General features: G+C 67.2%; 21 protein-coding genes. 16 read left to right on the forward strand and 5 right to left on the reverse strand.

Features of this window, described 5'->3' with window-relative positions:
- The first annotated feature begins 1 nt into the window (after position 1).
- Together ABFP37_RS04620 and ABFP37_RS04625 are read left to right on the forward strand one after the other, a co-directional pair.
- Positions 2-286: a F0F1 ATP synthase subunit epsilon gene (locus ABFP37_RS04620; RefSeq protein WP_078026699.1), complete on the forward strand. Its 285-nt coding sequence runs from the start codon at positions 2-4 to the stop codon at positions 284-286.
- Between the two features lie 10 nt (positions 287-296).
- Complete coding sequence (locus tag ABFP37_RS04625; protein WP_347032856.1) at positions 297-728, forward strand: DUF2550 domain-containing protein; 432 nt, start codon at positions 297-299, stop codon at positions 726-728.
- 142 nt (positions 729-870) lie between these two features.
- Here the strand turns inward: ABFP37_RS04625 and ABFP37_RS04630 are convergent, their stop codons facing one another.
- A complete protein-coding gene (locus ABFP37_RS04630; protein ID WP_011692441.1) occupies positions 871-1,074 on the reverse strand; it encodes a cold-shock protein in 204 nt (67 codons plus the stop codon).
- Between the two features lie 290 nt (positions 1,075-1,364).
- A complete protein-coding gene (gene nucS, locus ABFP37_RS04635; RefSeq protein WP_078026744.1) occupies positions 1,365-2,060 on the reverse strand; it encodes an endonuclease NucS in 696 nt (231 codons plus the stop codon).
- 117 nt (positions 2,061-2,177) lie between these two features.
- Between nucS and ABFP37_RS04640 the strand changes: the two genes are divergently transcribed.
- Positions 2,178-2,534, forward strand: coding sequence for an ATP/GTP-binding protein (locus ABFP37_RS04640; protein WP_078026697.1), 357 nt, complete (start codon positions 2,178-2,180; stop codon positions 2,532-2,534).
- A gap of 66 nt (positions 2,535-2,600) precedes the next feature.
- Complete coding sequence (locus ABFP37_RS04645; protein ID WP_078026696.1) at positions 2,601-3,401, forward strand: alpha/beta fold hydrolase; 801 nt, start codon at positions 2,601-2,603, stop codon at positions 3,399-3,401.
- 16 nt (positions 3,402-3,417) lie between these two features.
- Here ABFP37_RS04645 and ABFP37_RS04650 read toward each other — a convergent pair whose 3' ends face one another.
- On the reverse strand, positions 3,418-4,725 hold the full coding sequence (locus ABFP37_RS04650) for an AI-2E family transporter (RefSeq protein ID WP_078026695.1): 1,308 nt from the start codon (positions 4,723-4,725) through the stop codon (positions 3,418-3,420).
- A gap of 205 nt (positions 4,726-4,930) precedes the next feature.
- Here ABFP37_RS04650 and ABFP37_RS04655 point away from each other — a divergent pair, with 205 nt between their 5' ends.
- The 8 genes from ABFP37_RS04655 (at position 4,931) to ABFP37_RS04690 (ending at position 14,337) form a co-directional block, all read left to right on the forward strand.
- Positions 4,931-6,676, forward strand: coding sequence for a hypothetical protein (locus ABFP37_RS04655; protein ID WP_347032857.1), 1,746 nt, complete (start codon positions 4,931-4,933; stop codon positions 6,674-6,676).
- A 109-nt stretch (positions 6,677-6,785) separates the two neighbouring features.
- Positions 6,786-7,760: a tetratricopeptide repeat protein gene (locus ABFP37_RS04660; protein ID WP_347032858.1), complete on the forward strand. Its 975-nt coding sequence runs from the start codon at positions 6,786-6,788 to the stop codon at positions 7,758-7,760.
- Positions 7,760-8,863 (forward strand): NADH:flavin oxidoreductase/NADH oxidase, encoded by a 1,104-nt coding sequence (locus ABFP37_RS04665; RefSeq protein WP_078026692.1) that lies wholly within the window; start codon positions 7,760-7,762, stop codon positions 8,861-8,863. Before ABFP37_RS04660 ends, ABFP37_RS04665 begins: the two co-directional genes overlap by 1 nt.
- A 104-nt stretch (positions 8,864-8,967) precedes the next feature.
- Positions 8,968-9,732: an ABC transporter ATP-binding protein gene (locus tag ABFP37_RS04670; protein WP_347032859.1), complete on the forward strand. Its 765-nt coding sequence runs from the start codon at positions 8,968-8,970 to the stop codon at positions 9,730-9,732.
- Positions 9,714-11,285 carry a hypothetical protein gene (locus ABFP37_RS04675; protein ID WP_347032860.1) on the forward strand — a complete coding sequence of 524 codons (1,572 nt, stop codon included), beginning with the start codon at positions 9,714-9,716 and terminating at the stop codon, positions 11,283-11,285. The genes ABFP37_RS04670 and ABFP37_RS04675 overlap by 19 nt, the downstream gene beginning before the upstream one ends.
- 74 nt (positions 11,286-11,359) lie before the next feature.
- A complete protein-coding gene (gene nagB / locus ABFP37_RS04680; RefSeq protein ID WP_347032907.1) occupies positions 11,360-12,142 on the forward strand; it encodes a glucosamine-6-phosphate deaminase in 783 nt (260 codons plus the stop codon).
- A gap of 84 nt (positions 12,143-12,226) precedes the next feature.
- Entirely contained in the window at positions 12,227-12,559 is a 333-nt protein-coding gene (locus ABFP37_RS04685; protein ID WP_347032861.1) for a DUF3039 domain-containing protein, read from the forward strand.
- On the forward strand, positions 12,559-14,337 hold the full coding sequence (locus ABFP37_RS04690) for a DEAD/DEAH box helicase (protein ID WP_078026688.1): 1,779 nt from the start codon (positions 12,559-12,561) through the stop codon (positions 14,335-14,337). The genes ABFP37_RS04685 and ABFP37_RS04690 overlap by 1 nt, the downstream gene beginning before the upstream one ends.
- Before the next feature lie 91 nt (positions 14,338-14,428).
- On the opposite strand, the gene ABFP37_RS04695 is transcribed toward ABFP37_RS04690, so the two are convergent.
- Together ABFP37_RS04695 and ABFP37_RS04700 are read right to left on the reverse strand one after the other, a co-directional pair.
- On the reverse strand, positions 14,429-15,064 hold the full coding sequence (locus ABFP37_RS04695) for an isochorismatase family protein (RefSeq protein ID WP_078026687.1): 636 nt from the start codon (positions 15,062-15,064) through the stop codon (positions 14,429-14,431).
- On the reverse strand, positions 15,064-16,392 hold the full coding sequence (locus ABFP37_RS04700; RefSeq protein ID WP_078026686.1) for a nicotinate phosphoribosyltransferase: 1,329 nt from the start codon (positions 16,390-16,392) through the stop codon (positions 15,064-15,066). Before ABFP37_RS04700 ends, ABFP37_RS04695 begins: the two co-directional genes overlap by 1 nt.
- A 37-nt stretch (positions 16,393-16,429) precedes the next feature.
- Here ABFP37_RS04700 and clpS point away from each other — a divergent pair, with 37 nt between their 5' ends.
- The 4 genes from clpS (at position 16,430) to ABFP37_RS04720 (ending at position 19,299) form a co-directional block, all read left to right on the forward strand.
- Entirely contained in the window at positions 16,430-16,810 is a 381-nt protein-coding gene (clpS, locus tag ABFP37_RS04705) for an ATP-dependent Clp protease adapter ClpS (protein WP_347032862.1), read from the forward strand.
- A complete protein-coding gene (locus tag ABFP37_RS04710) occupies positions 16,803-17,369 on the forward strand; it encodes a DUF2017 domain-containing protein (protein WP_078026684.1) in 567 nt (188 codons plus the stop codon). Before clpS ends, ABFP37_RS04710 begins: the two co-directional genes overlap by 8 nt.
- 110 nt (positions 17,370-17,479) lie before the next feature.
- Positions 17,480-18,505 carry a glutamate racemase gene (murI, locus tag ABFP37_RS04715; protein ID WP_347032863.1) on the forward strand — a complete coding sequence of 342 codons (1,026 nt, stop codon included), beginning with the start codon at positions 17,480-17,482 and terminating at the stop codon, positions 18,503-18,505.
- Entirely contained in the window at positions 18,502-19,299 is a 798-nt protein-coding gene (locus ABFP37_RS04720; RefSeq protein WP_078026683.1) for an MBL fold metallo-hydrolase, read from the forward strand. Before murI ends, ABFP37_RS04720 begins: the two co-directional genes overlap by 4 nt.
- Positions 19,300-19,303: the final 4 nt, after the last annotated feature.

Genomic DNA, 19,303 nt, shown 5'->3' on the forward strand with positions numbered 1-19,303 from the left:
TATGGCTGAGCTTGAGGTTGAGATTGTCGCGGCGGACCACTTCGTGTGGTCCGGAGCGGCCAAGATGGTCAAGGCCCGCACCAGCGATGGTGAAATCGGAATCCTGCCCGGCCACTCGCCCGTACTGGCGATTTTGGCCGAGGGTGAACTGGCAATCGAGCCTGTTTCCGGTGACCGCATTGCTGTAGTTGTTGACGGCGGATTCTTCTCCGTTGACAACAACCGCGTGGTTATTGTTGCTGACAACGCCCAGCTGGGTGACGCGGCCACTGCGGGGATCCGCTAGCACGACCTTGATGGACGTTACTGGTTTTCCGTTCATCGCAATAGCAGCCGTGTTCGCGTTGCTGATTTTTACGCTGTGCCTTTTCGGGGTGCGCCGCTTCAACCTGCGGCGCGCCCTGGGCACGGTGGACGCCTCCATTTGCACAGCTGGAAAGAGCTGGCAGATGGGGGTTTGTCGTTATCAGGACAACGAGCTGGAGTGGTTCAAGCTGCTCTCGCTCAGCGTCCGCCCCCGGCACCGCTTCAAGCGCAGCTCCCTTGAGCTCCTGGGTCGCCGGCAGCCCACGGAGGCTGAGCTGGTCAAGGTCCAGCCCGACGTCGTCATCGTGGAACTGCGCTACGAGGGCCAGGACGTCTTCCTGGCGATGAAGTTTGACGCCTACACCGGACTCTCCTCCTGGCTCGAAGCCGGGCCGGTCATCGGCGTCGGCACCTGGCGCTGAACATCCATCCCTGATTCTGCCCTTTGCCGGCAAATGTTTCAGGTCCTGAAAACATTCATGACACACAAAAAATGATCCCCGGCACGAATGCCGAGGATCATTTTGGTTCAAGGGCTATCCCGTCAGGGGAGTCCTCGAATAATTAGACCAGCGTTACGCCGGTGGCCTGGGGGCCCTTGGCGCCCTGACCGATTTCGAACTGAACACGCTGGTTCTCGTCGAGGGTCTTGAAGCCACCCGTCTGGATCTCGGAGTAGTGAACGAAGACATCGCCATCGGAGTCATCCGGGGTGATGAAGCCGAAGCCCTTTTCAGCGTTGAACCACTTGACGGTTCCCTGTGCCATTTATTTCTCCTCATTATGGAACTAAATTAAGGCCAGCACACTTCGTACTGGTCTTGGTCACTCCGCGAGAAGAATCCTGGCTGCAGCCCCGGTGAGACCGGATATGCGTTGCAGGAGCTTCGCGCTCGCAACATGTCTTGCGAGCATGAAAAAACACCTACACAAAGACTGATACAAGAATTTCATGACAGTACGGTCTGGTCAACGGGAAAAACGCGGAATCGCATAAATTTTGGGCAAATCCAAAGTAAACGCCTGATCACCGACGCAGCGCCCGGCCTGCCCGGGCCTCAGAACAGCCGGGACTCGATGTCGTCCACGCCGCGCATGGCGTCGTAGTCCAGTGTGATGCAGTCAATCCCGCGGTCCGTCGCGAGCACACGGGCCTGCGGCTTGATTTGCTGCGCGGCGAAGATCCCGCGGACCGGGGCCAGCAACGGATCCCTGTTGAGCAGCTCCAAATACCTCGTCAGCTGCTCCACGCCGTCGATGTCGCCGCGGCGCTTGAGCTCGATGGCCACGGTGGAGCCGTCCGCGTCCCTGGCCAGAATGTCCACCGGGCCGATGGCCGTGAAGTATTCCCGGCGGATGAGGGAGAAGCCGGTGCCGAGGGTTTCTATCTGCTCGGCCAGGAGGCGCTGCAGGTCCGCCTCCACGCCGTCCTTGATCAGCCCGGGGTCCAGGCCCAGCTCATGCGAGGTGTCATGCAGCTGTTCATGGATGTTGATGATCAGCCTGTCGTCCGTCTTGGCGGACTGGACGGTCCACTGCTCGATCACACCGACTTCAACGTCGGTGTCATCGGGGGAGGACACCCGCAGCGTGGCGGGAGGGCTCATCCAGTTCAGCGGCTTGTAGGAGCCGCCGTCGGAGTGCACCAGCACCGACCCATCGGCCTTCACCAGCAGGAGCCTGGTGGCAAGGGGAAGATGGGCTTTGAGCCGGCCAACATAATCAACGGAACAACGGGCTATGACTAGACGCACGCCGTACACACTACCGCGTCGGCAACGGGCACCGCGCACCGGGTCGCAGGCATGACCCCGGGGCGCGCAGGGGCGGTCGCGGCACCGGAGCCGTTCCGGCTGGGGCAGAATGGAAGCATGCCCCGCTCGAACCGCCCCCGCCGTGCAAAGACGGGGCGCGCCACCCCCGGCAACGCTGCCGGCGGAGGAAAGCACGGCTCAGGGCCGGCCCCGGAGCTTGACCTGGAGCGGGCCCGGGCGGGGATCGCCCGCCGCGAGAGCGCCCCGGACGGCGTCTGGATGGTGCGGTCCATGACCGCGCGCAAGGCGGAGAAGGCCTACATCTGCCCCGGCTGTTCCACAGCCGTGCTGCCGGGAGTCGCCCACCTTGTGGTGTGGGCCGATGACCACCTCTTCGGCGCGGCCGCCGGGCTCTCGGAGCGCCGGCACTGGCACACGAACTGCTGGACGTCGCGCAACTTCCGCTACCGCTAACAGCGATCGGCGGTAGGCCGCGCCCGCGGACGGAACGCAGCTGACGCGGAAGATAAGCTGGTACGCATGACTTTTGACCCGACGTCGTACGTGTTCAGCCAGCCGTCCGAAACGACCGCCATCCGCGCGTCCACGGTCCTGCCGGCCCGTCGCGAAAACATCGAGATCCGCACCGAGGACGGCCGCACGCTGGTGGGCGAGCTGGCCCTGCCGGAGTCCGGCCCGGTCATGGCCACGCTGATAACGCTGCATCCGCTGCCCACGCACGGCGGCTTCATGGACTCGCACGTCTACCGAAAAGCCTCTTACCGGCTGCCGGCGCTGGCCGGTGTGGCCGTGCTGCGGTTCAACACCAGGGGAACGTCGTCGCCCAGGGGAACCAGCGACGGCGAGTTTGAAGAGGGCATCGGGGAGCGGTATGACGTGGAGGCGGCCGTGCGGTTCGCCGTCGAGCGGGAGCTGCCCAACCGCTGGCTCGTGGGGTGGTCGTTCGGGACCGAGCTGGCCCTTATGTACGGTGCAGTGGAGCCGGTGGCATCGCAGGTGGAGGGTGCCGTGCTGCTGTCACCGCCGCTGCACCGCGCCACCGACGCCCACCTCAAGCTGTGGGCCGCCGCGGGCAAGCCGCTGACCGTGCTGGTGCCGGAACACGACGACTATCTCCGCCCTGCCGAGGCTGCCCGGCGCTTCGGCCTGGTGCCGCAGGCCCGCGTGGTGGCGGTCGACGGCGCCAAGCACCTTTGGGTGGGGGAGAAGCACGCGGCGCGCGTGCTGAACGAAATCGTGGACGACGTCACGAGCAACGGTTCAGGCGCCGCCGGGCTGCCGCAGGAGTGGAACGGGCCGGTGGCCACGGCCACCGCGTGAGGCGCATGCCTTCCCGCTAGTGCTTGTCCTGGCGGACTATGTAGATTTCCTTGACGAGCAGCAGGATGGCGGCGGCTGTGGGGATGGCGATCAGCGCGCCGAGGACTCCGAGGAGGCTGCCGCCGGCAATCACCGAGATGACCGCCACGGCACCGGGGACGGCCACGGCCTTTTGCATGATCCGGGGCGAGATGAAGTACGCCTCGAACTGGAGGTAGGCGAAGTAGCAGATGGCGTACGCGACCGCCTGCTGCCAGCCCAGGGTCAGGGTGATCAGGACAACCACCACTCCGGCGATCATTCCGCCGACCAGGGGTATGAACGCGAGCAGCGCCACCACGAAGGCAAGGAGCACGGCAAAGGGCACGCCGATGATGGACATCACGATGAACGCGAACGTGGCGTTCAGCAGGGCGACCGCAGCTTGTCCGATCACGTAGTTGCCCACCGAACGGGTGATTGCCTCGGACAGCGCCTCCACCCGGGGCCGCCTGGACCGCGGGGCAAGCCGGTATCCCCACTTTTTCATGGCAGGCAGGGCCGCGAGGAAGTACAGGCTAAGCACCAGCACGATCAACGTTCCGAAGAGGCCGTTCGCGACCGTGGAGCCGAAGCCCACCACGCCGCCGAAGATTCCGCCCATGGCCTCGGGGTTCTTGACGAACTTGTCCAGCTCCTGGGAGATGCGGTCGCGGACGCCGAACTGGCTGTCGAGGGACCGGAAGAACTCCGAGTTGATGAAGTCGCGGACCCACACCGGCGCCTGCTGGACGAGTTCCGTCACCTGCTCGACGATGGTGGGGATGAGGGTGGCAAAAAAGCCCACCACCGCAATGATCAGGACGGACACCGACAACAGGATGCCGGCGGGCCGGGGGATCTTGCGGGATTCGAGCCAGCGCACCACCGGGTCAAGGCCCAGGGCAATGAAAAGCGCCGCCACAATCCACAGGAGCAGCTGCGTGGTGTTGGACCCGATCCAGTACACCAGGAGGGCTAGGCCGACGCCGACCGTCCCCATGAATCCGACATACAGGGGGTGCTGCGCAGAAATGCGGGGGCCGGGGGCGCCGAAGCGGGCCGTGTCGCCGCCGGCAGCGGTCTCCGGCTCGAGGTTGTCCAGCTGTTCCGGGGGCATCTCAAAGCGGAGTCGGGGCTGTGCGCCGGGGATGGGCTGGCGGAGCCGGCGCAGCACGGCAACCAGCGCGGCAGGGCGGGCCCGGGCCGCGGGCGCCTTCACTTCCGGCGCCGACTGATTCTTGGGGGAGCTGGCGTCGGGCAGGTTTTCCGGGCCGTGGGTGGACGGTTCCGTCTGTTCAGTCACTGCTTTTAATGCCTTTTCCGTCCATGGCGCCGCGGCTGCGGGCCGGATGTGATGATCATCGCAAACACTATCAGCAGCCTTGTCAATAGACGGATGGAGGCCGATTCAGGGGGTGGCCAGAGGCTGCTGCGAAGGGCCGAACTGACTGATTGGTAACAAAACGGTTACTATTGAAAGCAAACCCCCGCTGATGATAGGTATACCTTTGCGTTTCAAGACTGCAGTTGCACTTGTGCTGCTCGGCCTCCTGACACTGCTGGCCGGAATCGGGCAGACGACCATCTGGGCCCCGGCCGAGACCGTCACGGCCACGGCTCCCGCTGATGCGAAAGCCGCGCCGCTGACCGTTATTGACCACAAACTTCGCACCGTCGAAGGGGGCACGGTCACCATCAAGGTCAAGGGTGAGGGCAGTTTCCTGCTGGCCGCAGGCCGCCCGGACGACGTCGACGCGTGGGTGGGCAAGACCGCCCACAACACGGTCACAGGACTCTCCGAGGACAAGAAAGCCCTTCAGGTGGAACGCACCGACGGTGAAGCCACGGCGCCCACTCCGGCAGGATCGGATCTCTGGGTCTCCACGGAAAATGCCAGCGGCGAGCTGGACTACACGTGGACCGCGCCGGCGGACGGCGACTGGTCGCTGCTGCTGGCCAGTGACGGCACCAAGCCGGCGCCGACGTCGATTTCCATGACGTTCCCCAATGACACCTCCACGCCGTGGGCCGTGCCGCTCATGGTCCTCGGTGGACTCCTGATGATTGCCGGCGCTGCGCTGCTCGTCCTCAAGCCCAAGGGCGGAACGCCCGGGCAGGGCGGTTTCCACATCAGCCTGGGCAGCCAGTTCGCCAAGCGCGCGCGGGCCAAGGCTGCCGCGAGGGCCTCTGCCAAGGCCGGCACCGGAGCCGGCACCCGGCTCAGCATTCTGGTGGCAGCGGCCACGGCCGCGGTCCTCGCCGGTACGGGCGTGGCAGCCCAGGCCAGCCAGACGCCGCAGCCCGCCGCCACGGGCGCGTCCTCCAGCGCGGCTCCTTCCGGTTCCGCTTCGGCCGCACCGGCCGCCGGTGATTCGCCAGTGCTCCTCGATGCCCAGTTCCGCCGCATCCTGGAACAGGTTGCGAGCGCCACCGATGCCGGCGATGCAGCCAAGGACGCCAAGAAACTTACGGCGCGTGTCGCCGGAACAGAGCTCGAAGTCCGGACGCAGAACTACAAGATCCGCTCGCGGGTGGCTTCCTACGATGCGCGCATGCCCGTGCGCTCCACCAAGCTCCTGACCACCGTCGTGACGAGCAAGCGGGCCTGGCCCCGGTCCGTCCTGGCCGTCACCCAGGGCGAAGGCAACGTGGTCCCGCAGCTCCTCACGCTGGTGCAGAGCTCCCCGCGGGAGAACTACAAGCTCGTGGGCACCACTCCGCTGCAGCCGGGCACCACCTTCCCGTCGATCGAGCGCAACGGCACCGAGACCCTGTCCAAGGACGACAAGTCAGGCCTGCTGTACAGCGGCGAGGAAGCCCTCGCAGGGCTGGCGGACCGCCTGACGAAGGCCAACTCCACCTTCAAGGACAAGCTCGTGGAAGGGGAGTCCTCGCCATACATCGCGGACACCCTTTCGTACCAGTCTGACGTGGTGAAGGAAGGCGTGAACGGCAAGTTCGCCTTTAGCCACAAGGTGGTGCCCGGCAGCACTGTCGTCTTCCGGACGGCGGACGGCGGCGCACTGGTTCTTGGCCGCCTCACGTTCAACTTCGACGGCACTCCCAAGTCCGAGGGCGACAAGCTCTCCATTGGAAGTGACGCGGCCGTCCTGGCCGGTGGCAAGGAAACCACCAGCGGGATGGTGCTGAACTTCGCGGAGTCCATGGCCGTGTACGTGCCGCCGGCCGATTCGAAGGACCCGATGAAGCTCGTGGCCGCCACCCGGGGGCTCGTCGGAGCCAAGTTCAAGTAGGTCCGGCTCCAGGTAGACCCGGGAGGAGGCCCCGGCCCGGTGATCCGGGCCGGGGCCTCCTGCGTCCGCGGTGCTTCCCGTGGACGCAGGAGTGGCTAGAGTGGACGCTATGAGTTCGCCAGCATCCCGTCCTGTCCCTCCAGCCGCCGCCAGCCAGCTCAACCTCCGCGGCGCCGTCGATCTTTCCTCGCTCAAGCAACGGCCCGCGCCGCCGGCGTCGGCAGCGGGAAACGCCCCCGCGCCCGGAGAGCCGGGCGCCGAGGGGCCAGCGCTCCGCGTTGAGGTCACGGAGGGAAACTTCCAGGACCTCATTGAGTTGTCGGCGCAGGTGCCGGTCGTGTTCGCCCTGTGGGCGGCGTATTCGCCGGAATCCGCCGGCGTGCTGGACGCCCTGGACCGGATCGTCCAGAGCTATGCCGGACGGCTGGTCCTCGGCGCTGCCGACATTGACGCCTTCCCCCAGCTGGCCCAGGCCTTCCAGGTCCAGGCCGTGCCCACCGCGGTGGCCGTGCTCAAGGGCCAGCCCGTGCCCCTGTTCCAGGGCGGAGCGGACGAAGAGCAGATCCGCGCCCTCCTCGACGAGCTGCTCAAGGTGGCCGCCGCCAACGGCGTGTCCGGCAACGTGGGAGGCGGGGCACCCGGCGAGATCGCTCCCGCTCCAGTGCCGCCGCTGCACCAGAAGGCCTTCGATGCCATTGAGGCCGGGGATTTCGCCGCTGCCGCCGTTGCCTACCGGCAGGCACTCACCGAGATGCCGGCGGACGCCGAAGCCAAGGCCGGACTTGCCCAGGTTGAGCTGATGGACCGCCTCCAGAAGCTGTCGGGACCCGACGGCGATGCCCTCCGCCAGCTCGCGGCGGACGAACCTGACAACCTCGCGGCCCAGCTTGGCGTTGCCGACCTGGACATCGCCGGCGGCCATGTGGAGGATGCCCTGAGCCGGGTGGTGGGCTTCATCGGCAGGAACTTCGGTCCGGAACGCGAAACCGCCCGGATCCGCCTGCTGGAGCTCTTCGACGTGGTCGGGACAACCGACGAACGCGTCGCAAAAGCCCGCCAGGCGCTGGCACGGGTTCTGTTTTAGTGGCCACGCCCGCCCTCTTCAGGCCCCTGGCCCTGCGGTCACTGGAACTGCAGCACCGGGGCTGGGTCTCACCCATGTGCCAGTACAGCTGCGACCCCGCCGCCGCGCCCGGAGTGCCAAACGACTGGCACCTGATGCACCTGGGCTCGTTCGCTGCCGGCGGAGCGGCCCTTATCCTGACGGAGGCCGCGGCCGTCAACGCTGCCGGGCGGATCAGCCCGCGCGACGCCGGCCTCTATGACGACGAGCAGGCGGCAGGCTGGGAACGCATCGTCAGCTTCGTGCACCGCCACGGCGTGGCGGACACCAAGATCGGTGCCCAGCTCGCCCACGCCGGGCGCAAGGCGTCTACGTACTGGCCGTTTTCCGGTGAGAAAGGCTCCGTGCCCGCTGCCGACGGCGGCTGGGGCACCGTGGGGCCGGGCACCGCCGCCTTTGACGGCTATGCGCCGCCGGCGGCCATGACCGAGGAAGACATCCAGGGCGTCATCGCGGACTTTGCCGCCTCCGCCACGAGGGCCGTTGAAGCCGGCTTCGACACTATCGAGGTGCACGGAGCCCACGGCTACCTCCTCCACCAGTTCCAGAGCCCGCTGGTGAACGACCGCGCCGATGCCTGGGGCGGCGACGCGGAGGGGCGGAACAGGCTGACGCTGGCTGTGGTCGACGCCATCCGGAACGTGATCCCCGACTCCATGCCGCTGCTGCTGCGGATCTCCGCCTCCGACTGGGCCGAGGGGGGAATCGGCATCGAGGACTCGGTGCATCTGGCGTCGCAGGCGGCCGAGCACGGCGTTGACCTCATCGACGTTTCGAGCGGCGGAGCCGTGGCACACCAGCAGATCCAGCCCGGGCCGGGGTACCAGACCGGATTCGCCGCACGCATCCGGCGCGAAACAGGCGTCGCCACCGGCACGGTCGGGTTGCTGACATCGCCCGGCCAGGCAGAGCACGTGGTGGCCACCGGGCAGGCCGACGGCGTCTTCATTGCGCGGGCTGCCCTCCGGGATCCGCACTGGTGGCTCCGCGCGGCGTTCGAGCTGGGCCACGACCTGCGGTGGGCTCCCCAGTACGAGCGCGCAGTTCCACGCCACGCGTTCTGACCTACGGCGTTGTGACCGTACGACATTCTGGCCGCCCGCGGTCATCCCCCTTCTACTCCTTCCGGAGGATCCACATTGGAGGGTGCGCGGCATAGGGTAAGTTCATGACCCTTCCCGTTACAGCCCTGTCGATCCGGGGCCTGGCCAAGCGCTTCGGCAGCAAGATTGCCGTGGACGGAATCAGCCTCGACGTCCCGTCAGGGTCGTTCTTCGGCATAGTCGGCCCCAACGGGGCCGGCAAAACCACCACGCTGTCGATGGCCACGGGGCTCCTCCGGCCGGACTTCGGCACCGCGCTGGTGCATGGCGTGGACGTCTGGGCCCGGCCGCTGGAGGCCAAGAAGCTGATGGGGATCCTGCCCGACGGCGTGCGCCTCTTTGACAGGCTTAGCGGCGAACAGCTTGTCACCTACGCGGGGCTGCTCCGAGGCATGGACAAGGACGTGGTGGCTTCCCGGGTAGGGGAACTGCTGGCCGCGCTGGACCTTAGCCAGGACGCCGGGACGCTCGTGGTGGACTATTCCGCCGGCATGACAAAAAAGATCGCACTGGCATCCGCGCTGATCCATGCCCCGAAGGTCCTGGTCCTGGATGAGCCCTTCGAATCCGTGGATCCCGTCTCCGCCGCCAACATCCGGGACATCCTGGACAGGTACGTGGCCTCCGGAGGAACGGTGATCGTGTCGAGCCATGTCATGGACCTGGTGCAGCGGATGTGCGATCACGTGGCAGTGGTCGCGGCGGGGCGGCTCCTCGCGGCCGGGACGGTGGACCAGGTCCGCGCCGGCGCGAGCCTCGAGGAGCGCTTCGTCGAGCTCGTGGGCGGCCGGAGCCAGACCGAGGGGCTGGAATGGTTGCGCACCTCCTAAGGCTGAAGCTGGCGCTCCTGCGGAACGGCCTGCGCCGGAGCCCCTGGCAGCTGGTGGGTCTGGCCATAGGCGGCCTCTATGCCCTGGGCATCGTCGGGCTGTGTGTCACGGCCTTGCTCTTCCTCCGACAGGAGGATGCCGGCCTGGCCCAGACCGTGGTGGTTCTTAGCGGTTCGGCAGCCGTCCTCGGCTGGGGGATTGTGCCGGTGGTGGCCTCCGCGGCTGACATGACGCTGGACCCGGCCCGGTTCACCACCGCGGCAGTCCCCATGCCGCAGCTTCTGGCCGGGCTGGGCCTGGGCGGCCTCATCGGCATTCCGGGGCTGGCCACCGTCATCGTGGCGCTGGCGACAGTCGGCACCTGGTCACGCGGCATCCTTCCCGCCGCGGGTGCCCTGGTGGGGGCCGTGCTGGGCGTGCTGAGCTGCGTCGTGCTGTCCAAGGTGGTCACCACGGCTACGGCCAGCCTGGCCGCCTCCCGGCGCTTCAAGGATGCCAGCGGAACCGCGTTCATGGTGCCGCTCGTCCTGCTCGGCCCGATCATGGCAGGAATCTTCCAGGGCGTGTCAGCTTCGGGCGACTACTTGGCCGACCTTGCCCGGGGCCTGTCCTGGACGCCGTTGGGCGCGGCATGGTCGCTGGGCGGTGACCTCGCGGCCGGGCATGCGGGCCAGGCAGCATTCAAGCTGCTCATCGCGGCCGCCACGCTGGCCGGCCTGGCCTGGTGCTGGAAGGTACTGCTCGAGCGGGCCCTGGTGACTCCGCCCTACGCCGGCAGCAGCCGCAGGAAGGGCGGACGGATGGGACTCTTCTCACTGTTGCCTGCCACTCCGGTCGGCGCTATCACCGCCCGTTCACTGACCTACTGGTTCCGCGACCCCCGGTATTCCGGATCGCTCGTCGTCATTCCTCTGCTGCCGGTAGTACTTGCGTTCCAGGGCAGCCAGACGAATGACTTCGGCGTCCTGCTGATCGTCGGGCCGCTGACCGCCTTCCTGCTGGCATGGTCCATTTCGTCCGACGTGTCCTACGACAACACGGCATTCGCCCTGCACCTTGCCGCCGGAGTGCGCGGCGTCCATGACCGGCTGGGACGGGCCCTGGCCTGCCTGGCCTTCGCGCTGCCCGCCGTGCTGATCCTGGCGACCGTGCCGTTCTTCATCACCGGGGACTGGGAGAAGCTGCCAGGCATTCTGGGGCTGTCGGTCGGGGTCCTCCTCACGGGGCTGGGGCTGGCCTCCGTGGTTTCCGCCCGCTACACCATTGCCGTCCCGCTGCCCGGCGACAGCCCGTTCAAGAAACCGCCCGGCAACGTGGCCCAGACCCTGGCCGTCCAGTTCGGCGGGATGGGGGTCCTGCTGGTGCTGATCCTTCCGGAGGCCGCCCTGCTGATCGCCCAGCTGCTGACGGGGCAACAGGTGTTTGGCTGGATCAATCTCGCGCTCGGCCCGCTGCTTGGTTCGGTGCTCTTCGTTGCCGGAGTGAGGGTGGGCGGGCGCTGGCTGGACGCCCGCGGACCGGAACTCCTGGCACAGCTGACAGTGAACCGGTAAAACTCTCTGCCGGGGCGGCCCGGACCGTGATTGACTAGGCACGTAAAGGGCAGGGACGAGGAAAGGCCGTGACCATGGAGGTCGTCATCCTTCCGGGCATGCGACAGATCGCCTCCCTGGCGGCGGACGCAGTTGAAACCCTGCTGCGGCGCAAGCCCGATGCCGTGCTGGGACTCGCCACCGGCTCGTCGCCCCTTCCCGTCTACGACGAACTGGCCCGGCGCCACGAACAGGCCGGCCTGGACTTCAGCAGGGCGTACGGATTTACCCTGGACGAGTATGTAGGGCTGGCCCCCGGCCATCCCGAGTCCTACCGCGAAGTCATCCGCCGCGACTTCACAAGCCGAGTCAACATCGACCCGGAAAACGTCCTCGGACCCGACGGCAATGCCGCTGACATTCCGGCTGCCTGCCGGGCCTACGAGGAAGCAATCCGGGCGCGCGGGAGAGTGGACCTGCAGTTTCTGGGCCTGGGCACCGACGGGCACATCGGCTTCAATGAGCCAGGCTCCTCGTTGGCGTCGCGCACGCGCATCAAGTCCCTGATCGAACAGACACGCCGGGACAACGCGCGATTTTTCCGCAACCTCGATGAGGTGCCGCATCATGTGGTGACGCAGGGGCTCGGCACCATCCTGGATTCGCGTCACGCGGTCCTCGTGGCCACCGGCGCCCAAAAGGCGCAGGCCGTCCATGACCTCGTGGAAGGGCCCGTTGCCGCGATCTGCCCGGCGTCGGTCCTTCAGCTCCATCCCCATGCCAGCATCCTGGTGGACGAAGCGGCGGCGTCGTCGCTGAAACTCGCCGACTACTACCGCCACACGTACGACCACAAACCGGCCTGGCAGGGCCTCTAGCGCCCTGGACCGCCGCCGGGCGCCGCTGCCTCGGCGTGTCCCGGCGTCCGGTGCCCGCCGTCCGGAACGGCTAAGATGGATGGCATGACTAGCATGACGGATCCTCTCGAGAACGACCCCATGCGTGAGCTTTCCGGAGCCGGATCGTCCACTGCAACCATTGAGCGCGAGGAACTGCGCCAGGAAGTGGAGCCCGGGGACCGCGAACGCTTTTCGCACTACGTCCGCAAGGAAAAGATCATGGAGTCCGCGCTCTCCGGCGAGCCGGTCATCGCCCTGTGCGGCAAGGTCTGGACGCCGGGGCGGGATCCCCAGAAGTTTCCCGTGTGCCCCATGTGCAAAGAGGTTTACGACGGCCTGCGGCCCGAAAATGACGGCGGCAAGGGTTCCGGCGGGGACTCAGGCAACAACAAGTAGTGACGGAGACACTCTTCGGCGGACCCACTCTGCCTCCGGCTTATCCGGAACGTGCAGCCTGGGGAACCGCCCCGAAGCTGCGCGCCTGGCAGCAGGAGGCCCTGGACCGCTACTTCAGCACCAGTCCGCGCGACTTCATGGCCGTTGCGACACCCGGTGCCGGCAAGACCACCTTTGCGCTGCGGGTGGCGTCCATGCTCATCGAAGCCGGCACGGTCAACCGGGTGACGATCGTCGCCCCGACCGACCACCTCAAGCGGCAGTGGGCTGACGCCGCGGCGCGGGTGGGTATTGCCATTGATCCGAACTTCAAGAATTCCGACGGCCAGCACGGCCGCGGGTTCATCGGCGTCGCCGTGACATACGCGCAGGTGGCCAGCAAGCCGATGCTGCACCGGGCCAAGACGGAAGCCGCCCGCACCCTGGTGATTCTCGATGAAATCCACCACGGCGGCGAGGCGTTGTCGTGGGGCGACGGACTCCGCGAAGCGTTCGATCCTGCCGCCCGGCGGCTGTCCCTGACGGGTACGCCGTTCCGCTCGGACACCTCGCCCATCCCGTTCGTGGAGTACGCCGAGGACAGGGACGGCATCCGGCGTTCAAAGGCGGACTACACCTACGGCTACGGCAGCGCCCTGCGGGACCACGTGGTGCGCCCTGTCATGTTCATGGCCTACTCGGGGCAGATGCGCTGGCGCACCAGCGGGGGCGAGGAGATGGCCGCGTCCCTGGGAGAGGCGGCAGTCACCAAGGACGTCACGTCCCAGGCATGGCGGACAGCCCTGAACCCCACGGGCGAGTGGATTCCCGCGGTGCTGGCCGGCGCGGACAAGCGCCTCAGTGAAGTCCGGCGCTCCGTTCCCGACGCCGGCGGCCTGGTGATCGCCACGGACCACGACGACGCCAGGGCGTATGCGGGGCAGCTGAAGAGGATCACGGGGGAATCACCCACGGTGATCCTTTCCGATGATGCCAAGGCCTCAAGCAAGATCGAGGAATTCACCGCCAGCGACAAACGGTGGATGGTGGCGGTCCGCATGGTGTCCGAAGGCGTTGACGTTCCGAGGCTGTCGGTCGGCGTGTATGCGACGTCAACGTCGACCCCGCTGTTCTTCGCCCAGGCCGTGGGCCGCTTCGTGCGTGCCCGGAAGCGGGGAGAGACGGCGTCGGTGTTCCTGCCGTCGGTGCCCCAGCTGATGGCGCTGGCCAACTCCATGGAAGCCGAACGGGACCATGCCCTGGACCGGCCGGAGAAGGAGGACGGGGACGGTCTCTTCAATCCGGAAGACTCGCTGATGGACGAAGCCAACCGGGAGGACAAGGCCTCGGACAGCCTGACCAAGGGCAAGTTCGAGGCACTGGATTCCCAGGCGAGCTTCGACCGTGTGCTGTTTGACGGCGGTGAGTTCGGCACCGGCGGCGACATCGGTTCCGAGGACGAACTGGATTTCCTGGGCATTCCGGGCCTGCTGGATGCGGAGCAGGTGGGCACCCTGCTGCGCCAGCGCCAGCACGAGCAGCAGAGCCGCAAGAAACGCCTGGCTCCGGCGGACGCGCCTGCGGCCCCGGCGGTCCCGGACCACCGGATGCTGATGGAGCTGCGCAACGAGCTGGCCAAGAACGTGGCCGCGTGGTCGGCGCGGACCGGGACGCCGCACGGCGTGGTCCACACGAAGCTGCGGACGGTCTGCGGCGGGCCTCCGGTCGCGCAGGCGAACGAGGAACAGCTCCAGTCCCGGCTGAAGAAGCTCCAGGACTGGTTCGTCGGCCGGAAGTAGGCCTAAAAGACATTGTGTGCAGGAAAGGCGGGGCCGCCTCAGACGGCCCCGCCTTTCCTGTTGTCGTCCGGTCCCGCGGCCGGGGCGCCGGCTATTCGAGGTCGACGCCGCCCAGTTCCATTTCGGCATACGTGTCATCAAGGTCGTCGGCAATTCCGGCCGTGAGCCGCTTGATCACGGTGACCGAGTAGCCGGCCTGTACCGCGTCCAGGGACGTTGCCATCACGCAGTGATCGGTGGCCAGCCCCACCACCACGACATCCTCGACGTCATGGCTTTGGAGCCAGTCATCAAGCCCGATGGAGTCTTCCTCGGGAGCGTAGTCCGGGTCCCCGGCCGAGGGCAGGGCGCCGGGCTTCCGGTCCCCGGTGGGGACGGCGTCCTCGGGCGCCAGGAGTCCTTCAAAGCCGGAGTAGGCGGCGGTGTGGAGGCCCTTGTGGAAATAGGCCTGGATGTGTTCGGTGTCAAGGTCCGGATGCAGCTCGGCACCCTGCGACCCTGCGACGCAGTGGGGCGGCCAGCTGTCCTTGAAGTCCGGAGTCTCCGAGAAGTGGGCGCCGGGATCGATGTGCCAGTCCTGGGTGGCCACGATGTGATCGAACTGGCCGTGATGCGCCTCGACATACTCGCTGATGGCGCCCGCCACTGCCGCACCGCCGTCGACCGGCAGCGCGCCGCCTTCGCAGAAGTCGTTCTGGACGTCGACAATGATCAGTGCACGTGACATCAGTTCTCCTCGTAGATGGTGGGGATGGCCGGTTCACCGCGCTGCAGGCGGTGGACGACCGCCGGCAGCTCCGCCATTGAGTCGGCATGGCGCTGGCGGGCGCGAAGCACGCCCTCGTGGCCTGTCCAGCCCGGCAGCAGCTCTCCGTTCTTGATGAACTGCTGGAGCAGGGGCCGGTCGTCGCCGTCGTCAACCGGACGGTGGCCGACGCCGACGATTTCGTGGGTGGCCGTGCCGTGCTCGTTGAGTCTGCGGAGGGCATACTTGCGCCCGCCCTTGCTTGCCTTGTTCTTGGCCGTCTTTGCGACGGACACGAATTCCCCGGTGTCATCGGTGCGGCTGACCAGCTTGTAGACCATGCTCGCGGTGGGGGCCCCGGAGCCGGTCACGAGGGATGTTCCCACGCCGTAGGCATCGACGGGAGCGGACTGAAGGGCTGCGATGGCGAACTCGTCCAGGTCCGAGGTGACCATGATCCGGGTGTTTTCGTTGCCCAGTTCATCGAGCAGGCGCCGCACCCACTGGGCCTGCTCCACCAGGTCGCCGGAGTCCAGCCGGACAGCCCCCAGCTTGTCCCCGGCGATCTCAACGGCCGTGCGGACGGCCGTTTCGACGTCGTACGTGTCAACGAGCAGCGAGGTGCCCGCTCCCAGGGAGGCGACCTGCGCCTCAAAGGCGTCGCGTTCAGTGTCGTGGAGGAGTGTGAAGGAATGGGCCGCGGTGCCCACGGTCTTGATCCCGTAGCGGAGGCCGGCCTCCAGGTTGGAGGTGCTGGCGAACCCGGCGATGACGGCGGCGCGGGCGGCTGCCGTGGCCGACTCCTCCTGCGTCCGGCGGGAGCCCATCTCGATGCAGGGCCGGTTGCCGGCGGCGGTGATCATCCGGGACGCCGCCGAGGCGATGGCGCTGTCGTGGTTGAGTACGGACAGCACGTAGGTCTCCAGGATGCAGGCCTCCGCGAACGTCGACTCGACGATCAGGATGGGGGAGTTGGGGAAGTAGGCCTCACCTTCGGCGTAGCCCCAGATGTCCCCGGTGAAGCGGAAGTCGGCCAGGTAGTCCAGCGTCTCCTTGTTGACCACGCCGGTGCGCCCCAGGAACTCGAGTTCGGCGTCGCCAAACCGGAATGCCGCAATGCCGTCCAGGAGCCGGCCGGTGCCGCCCACGATGCCGTAGCGGCGGCCGTCCGGGAGCCTGCGCGCGAAGGCCTCGAACACCGATTTGCGGTGCGCAGCGCCGGAATGCAGCGCTGCCTGCAGCATAGTCAGCTCGTAGTGGTCGGTGAACAGGGACGTGCGTGGCTGGTCCCAGCTGGCGGAGGTACTCACAAAATCACTCTAGTGCGCATCCCCATAGAATGGACAGATGACCCTAAGCGTTGCGCTCGGCCCTGACACCCAGGAGAGCACCCAGACCGGAACAGCGGTGTCCACCGACACCCTGACCGCCCCGGACATCCCCTGGAACCTCGTGATCTGGAATGATCCCGTCAATCTCATGAGCTATGTCAGCTACGTTTTCCAGAGCTATTTCGGCTATTCGGAGACCAAAGCCAACAAGCTCATGATGGAGGTCCACAAGAAGGGCCGGTCCATTGTTGCCCACGGCAGCAAGGAACAGGTGGAACAGCACGCCGTCGCCATGCACGGCTACGGCCTGTGGGCAACGGTCGAGAAGTCCACCGGCGGAAACAGCGGGGGCGGCAAGAGCGGCGGCCCGGGCAAGGGCAAGGGGAAACGTGGCTAAGGCTTTCAAATACGGACTCAAGGGCATTACCGGTTTCCTGGAGCCGGCCGAGCGGGAACTGCTGCGCAGCCTCTTCGACGACGTCGTGTCGATGCTTGAGCCCGGGGACAGCGGCAGCCAGGATCCGCTCACCGCTTTGATCGGGCTCGACATGGACGTCCGCGAACCCTCGGACCGCGCCCTCCGGCGGCTGCTGCCCAACGTCATGAAGGACGACGGCGCCGCCTCGCTGGAGTTCCGGCAGCTCACCGAACGCTCGCTGCGCGAGACCAAGATCGGCGCGCTCCGCGCCGCCGCGCTGGACCTGGACAAGGACGAACTGGTCCTGGCTGACGCGGACGCCAGGCACTGGTCCATGGCGCTCAACGACGTCCGGCTGGTGCTCGCCGAACGTTTGGACATCCAGGACGAGGCCGACGCCGACCACGTCCACCAGATGCAGGACTGGTCGCAGGCGGAAGACGTGGAGAGCTACCTCGCCCTCGTGTACAACTTCACCACCTGGCTCCAGGAATCCCTGGTCCAGGCCATGCTGCAAGCCATGGAATCACGGCCCTGATCCGTGGGCCCCTGCAGCGGGCACTCGGCGCTGGTGTGACAAATTAGACATGAGGCGGACGCCACAATGTGATGGCCGCACCCACACGGAAGACCTATCCTCGAATAATCATGACTTCAGCATCGAGCATGGATCCGGCAGCAGTCGCTGCAGCGGAGTCCGCAACGGCCGTTGGCATCAATCTGGGATCGCGGCCGATCGGGGTCTTTGACTCCGGCGTCGGCGGGCTCACGGTGGCACGGTCCATCATCGATCAGTTGCCCAACGAGTCCATCCTCTACGTGGGCGACACCGCCCACGGGCCGTACGGCCCCCTCCCGATCGCCGAGGTGCGTGCCAACGCCCTGGGCGTCATGGACGAACTTGTGGATTCCGGCGTCAAGCTCCTCACGATCGCCTGCAACTCGGCGTCGGCGGCGGTGCTCCGCGACGCCCGCGAACGCTACACCGCCCGTTACGGGATCCCGGTGATCGAAGTCATCCAGCCGGCCGTCCGCCGCGCGGTGGCGGCGACCCGCACCGGCCGGGTGGGAGTGATCGGCACCTCCGCCACAGTCGGTTCGCGGGCGTACGAGGACACCTTCGCCGCGGCGCCGGACCTTCAGATCACGTCCGCAGCCTGCCCGGCCTTCGTCAGCTATGTGGAGGCGGGCATCACGACGGGCCCGGACCTGCTCGCGGTGGCGGCGGAGTACCTCGAACCGCTCAAGGCGGCCGGCGTGGACACCGTGGTCCTGGGCTGCACGCACTACCCGCTCCTGACGGGCGTGATCTCCTACGTCATGGGCGAGGACGTCACGCTGGTCTCGAGCGCCGAGGAAACCGCCAAGGACGTCTACCGGGCGCTGGCCAGCCGGGGCCTGGAGCGGACCGCCGCCGCGCCGCCGGAACACAACTTCATCGCGACCGGCGACGCAGGCCAGTTTGAAGCCCTCGCGCGCAGGTTCCTGGGGCCAGAGGTGCTCAGCGTCCGCCACGTCGACCACGTCGCGGCACAGTACCCGACCGGAAGCCTGGCCCGGATCACGCCGGAAATGATCGCCGCCGCGCAGGGCACGGCCGCGCGGCCCCGCATCTCCAATTTCGTGGGCCAGGGTATCGGCAGCGGCCACGCGACCGGGGGTTCCGGACAGTGAAGCTCACGATCGTCGGCTGCACGGGGTCCTTCCCCGGCCCCGGTTCGCCCGCCTCCTGCTACCTGCTGACGGCGAACGACGGCGAACGCACCTGGAAGGTCGTCATGGACCTGGGCAGCGGAGCCCTGGGGGCCATCCAGCGCTACACGGACCTCGAGGATATCGATGCGATCTTCCTCACGCATCTGCACCCGGACCACTGCATGGACCTGTGCGGCCTGCACGTGGCCGTGCGCTGGAAGCCGGGCGGCTGGGGCCGCGGACGGATTCCGGTGTGGGGTCCGGCAGCGACGGCCGACAGGATGGCCACCGCGTACGGCCTTGACCTGGACCCCGGCATGCACGAGGAATTCGACTTCACCAACTGGGCCGAGCGCCAGTCCGTCTCGGTAGGACCTTTCACCGTGACGCCGTTCGCGGTCAACCACCCGGTGGAGGAGGCCTACGCGCTGCGCGTGGAGGTGACCGAGCCGGATGCGTCCGGGGCCGCCGTGACGCGCGTGCTGACCTATTCCGGCGACACCGATTCGTGCCGCGGACTGGAGGAGGCGGCGAAGGACGCCGACCTCTTCCTGTGCGAGGCAGCCTTCGAGGAAGGCCGCGACGACGGCATCAAGGACGTCCACCTGACCGGCAAACGGGCGGGGGAGGCCGCCACCGTGGCGGGCGCCCGCCGCCTCCTCCTCACCCACATTCCGGTGTGGACGTCTCCGACGACGGTCATGGCCGAGGCGCGCCCCGTGTTCGCCGGTGATGTGGCCGTCGCGGTCGCCGGCGTGCACTACACCGTCTAGGGCC

Source organism: Burkholderia sp. RS01 (assembly GCF_039748055.1).
GTDB lineage: Bacteria > Actinomycetota > Actinomycetes > Actinomycetales > Micrococcaceae > Arthrobacter.

Excerpts from the sequence above, each read along its gene's own strand:
- ABFP37_RS04620 (WP_078026699.1), top strand. The coding sequence starts at position 2 with ATGGCTGAGCTTGAGGTTGAGATTGTCGCGGCGGACCACTTCGTGTGG.
- ABFP37_RS04625 (WP_347032856.1), top strand. The coding sequence starts at position 297 with ATGGACGTTACTGGTTTTCCGTTCATCGCAATAGCAGCCGTGTTCGCG.
- ABFP37_RS04685 (WP_347032861.1), top strand. The coding sequence starts at position 12,227 with ATGACTAGCATGACGGATCCTCTCGAGAACGACCCCATGCGTGAGCTT.
- ABFP37_RS04670 (WP_347032859.1), top strand. The coding sequence starts at position 8,968 with ATGACCCTTCCCGTTACAGCCCTGTCGATCCGGGGCCTGGCCAAGCGC.
- murI (WP_347032863.1), top strand. The coding sequence starts at position 17,480 with ATGACTTCAGCATCGAGCATGGATCCGGCAGCAGTCGCTGCAGCGGAG.
- ABFP37_RS04675 (WP_347032860.1), top strand. The coding sequence starts at position 9,714 with ATGGTTGCGCACCTCCTAAGGCTGAAGCTGGCGCTCCTGCGGAACGGC.
- ABFP37_RS04695 (WP_078026687.1), bottom strand. The coding sequence starts at position 15,064 with ATGTCACGTGCACTGATCATTGTCGACGTCCAGAACGACTTCTGCGAA.
- clpS (WP_347032862.1), top strand. The coding sequence starts at position 16,430 with ATGACCCTAAGCGTTGCGCTCGGCCCTGACACCCAGGAGAGCACCCAG.
- ABFP37_RS04630 (WP_011692441.1), bottom strand. The coding sequence starts at position 1,074 with ATGGCACAGGGAACCGTCAAGTGGTTCAACGCTGAAAAGGGCTTCGGC.
- ABFP37_RS04640 (WP_078026697.1), top strand. The coding sequence starts at position 2,178 with ATGCCCCGCTCGAACCGCCCCCGCCGTGCAAAGACGGGGCGCGCCACC.
- ABFP37_RS04645 (WP_078026696.1), top strand. The coding sequence starts at position 2,601 with ATGACTTTTGACCCGACGTCGTACGTGTTCAGCCAGCCGTCCGAAACG.
- ABFP37_RS04660 (WP_347032858.1), top strand. The coding sequence starts at position 6,786 with ATGAGTTCGCCAGCATCCCGTCCTGTCCCTCCAGCCGCCGCCAGCCAG.
- nagB (WP_347032907.1), top strand. The coding sequence starts at position 11,360 with ATGGAGGTCGTCATCCTTCCGGGCATGCGACAGATCGCCTCCCTGGCG.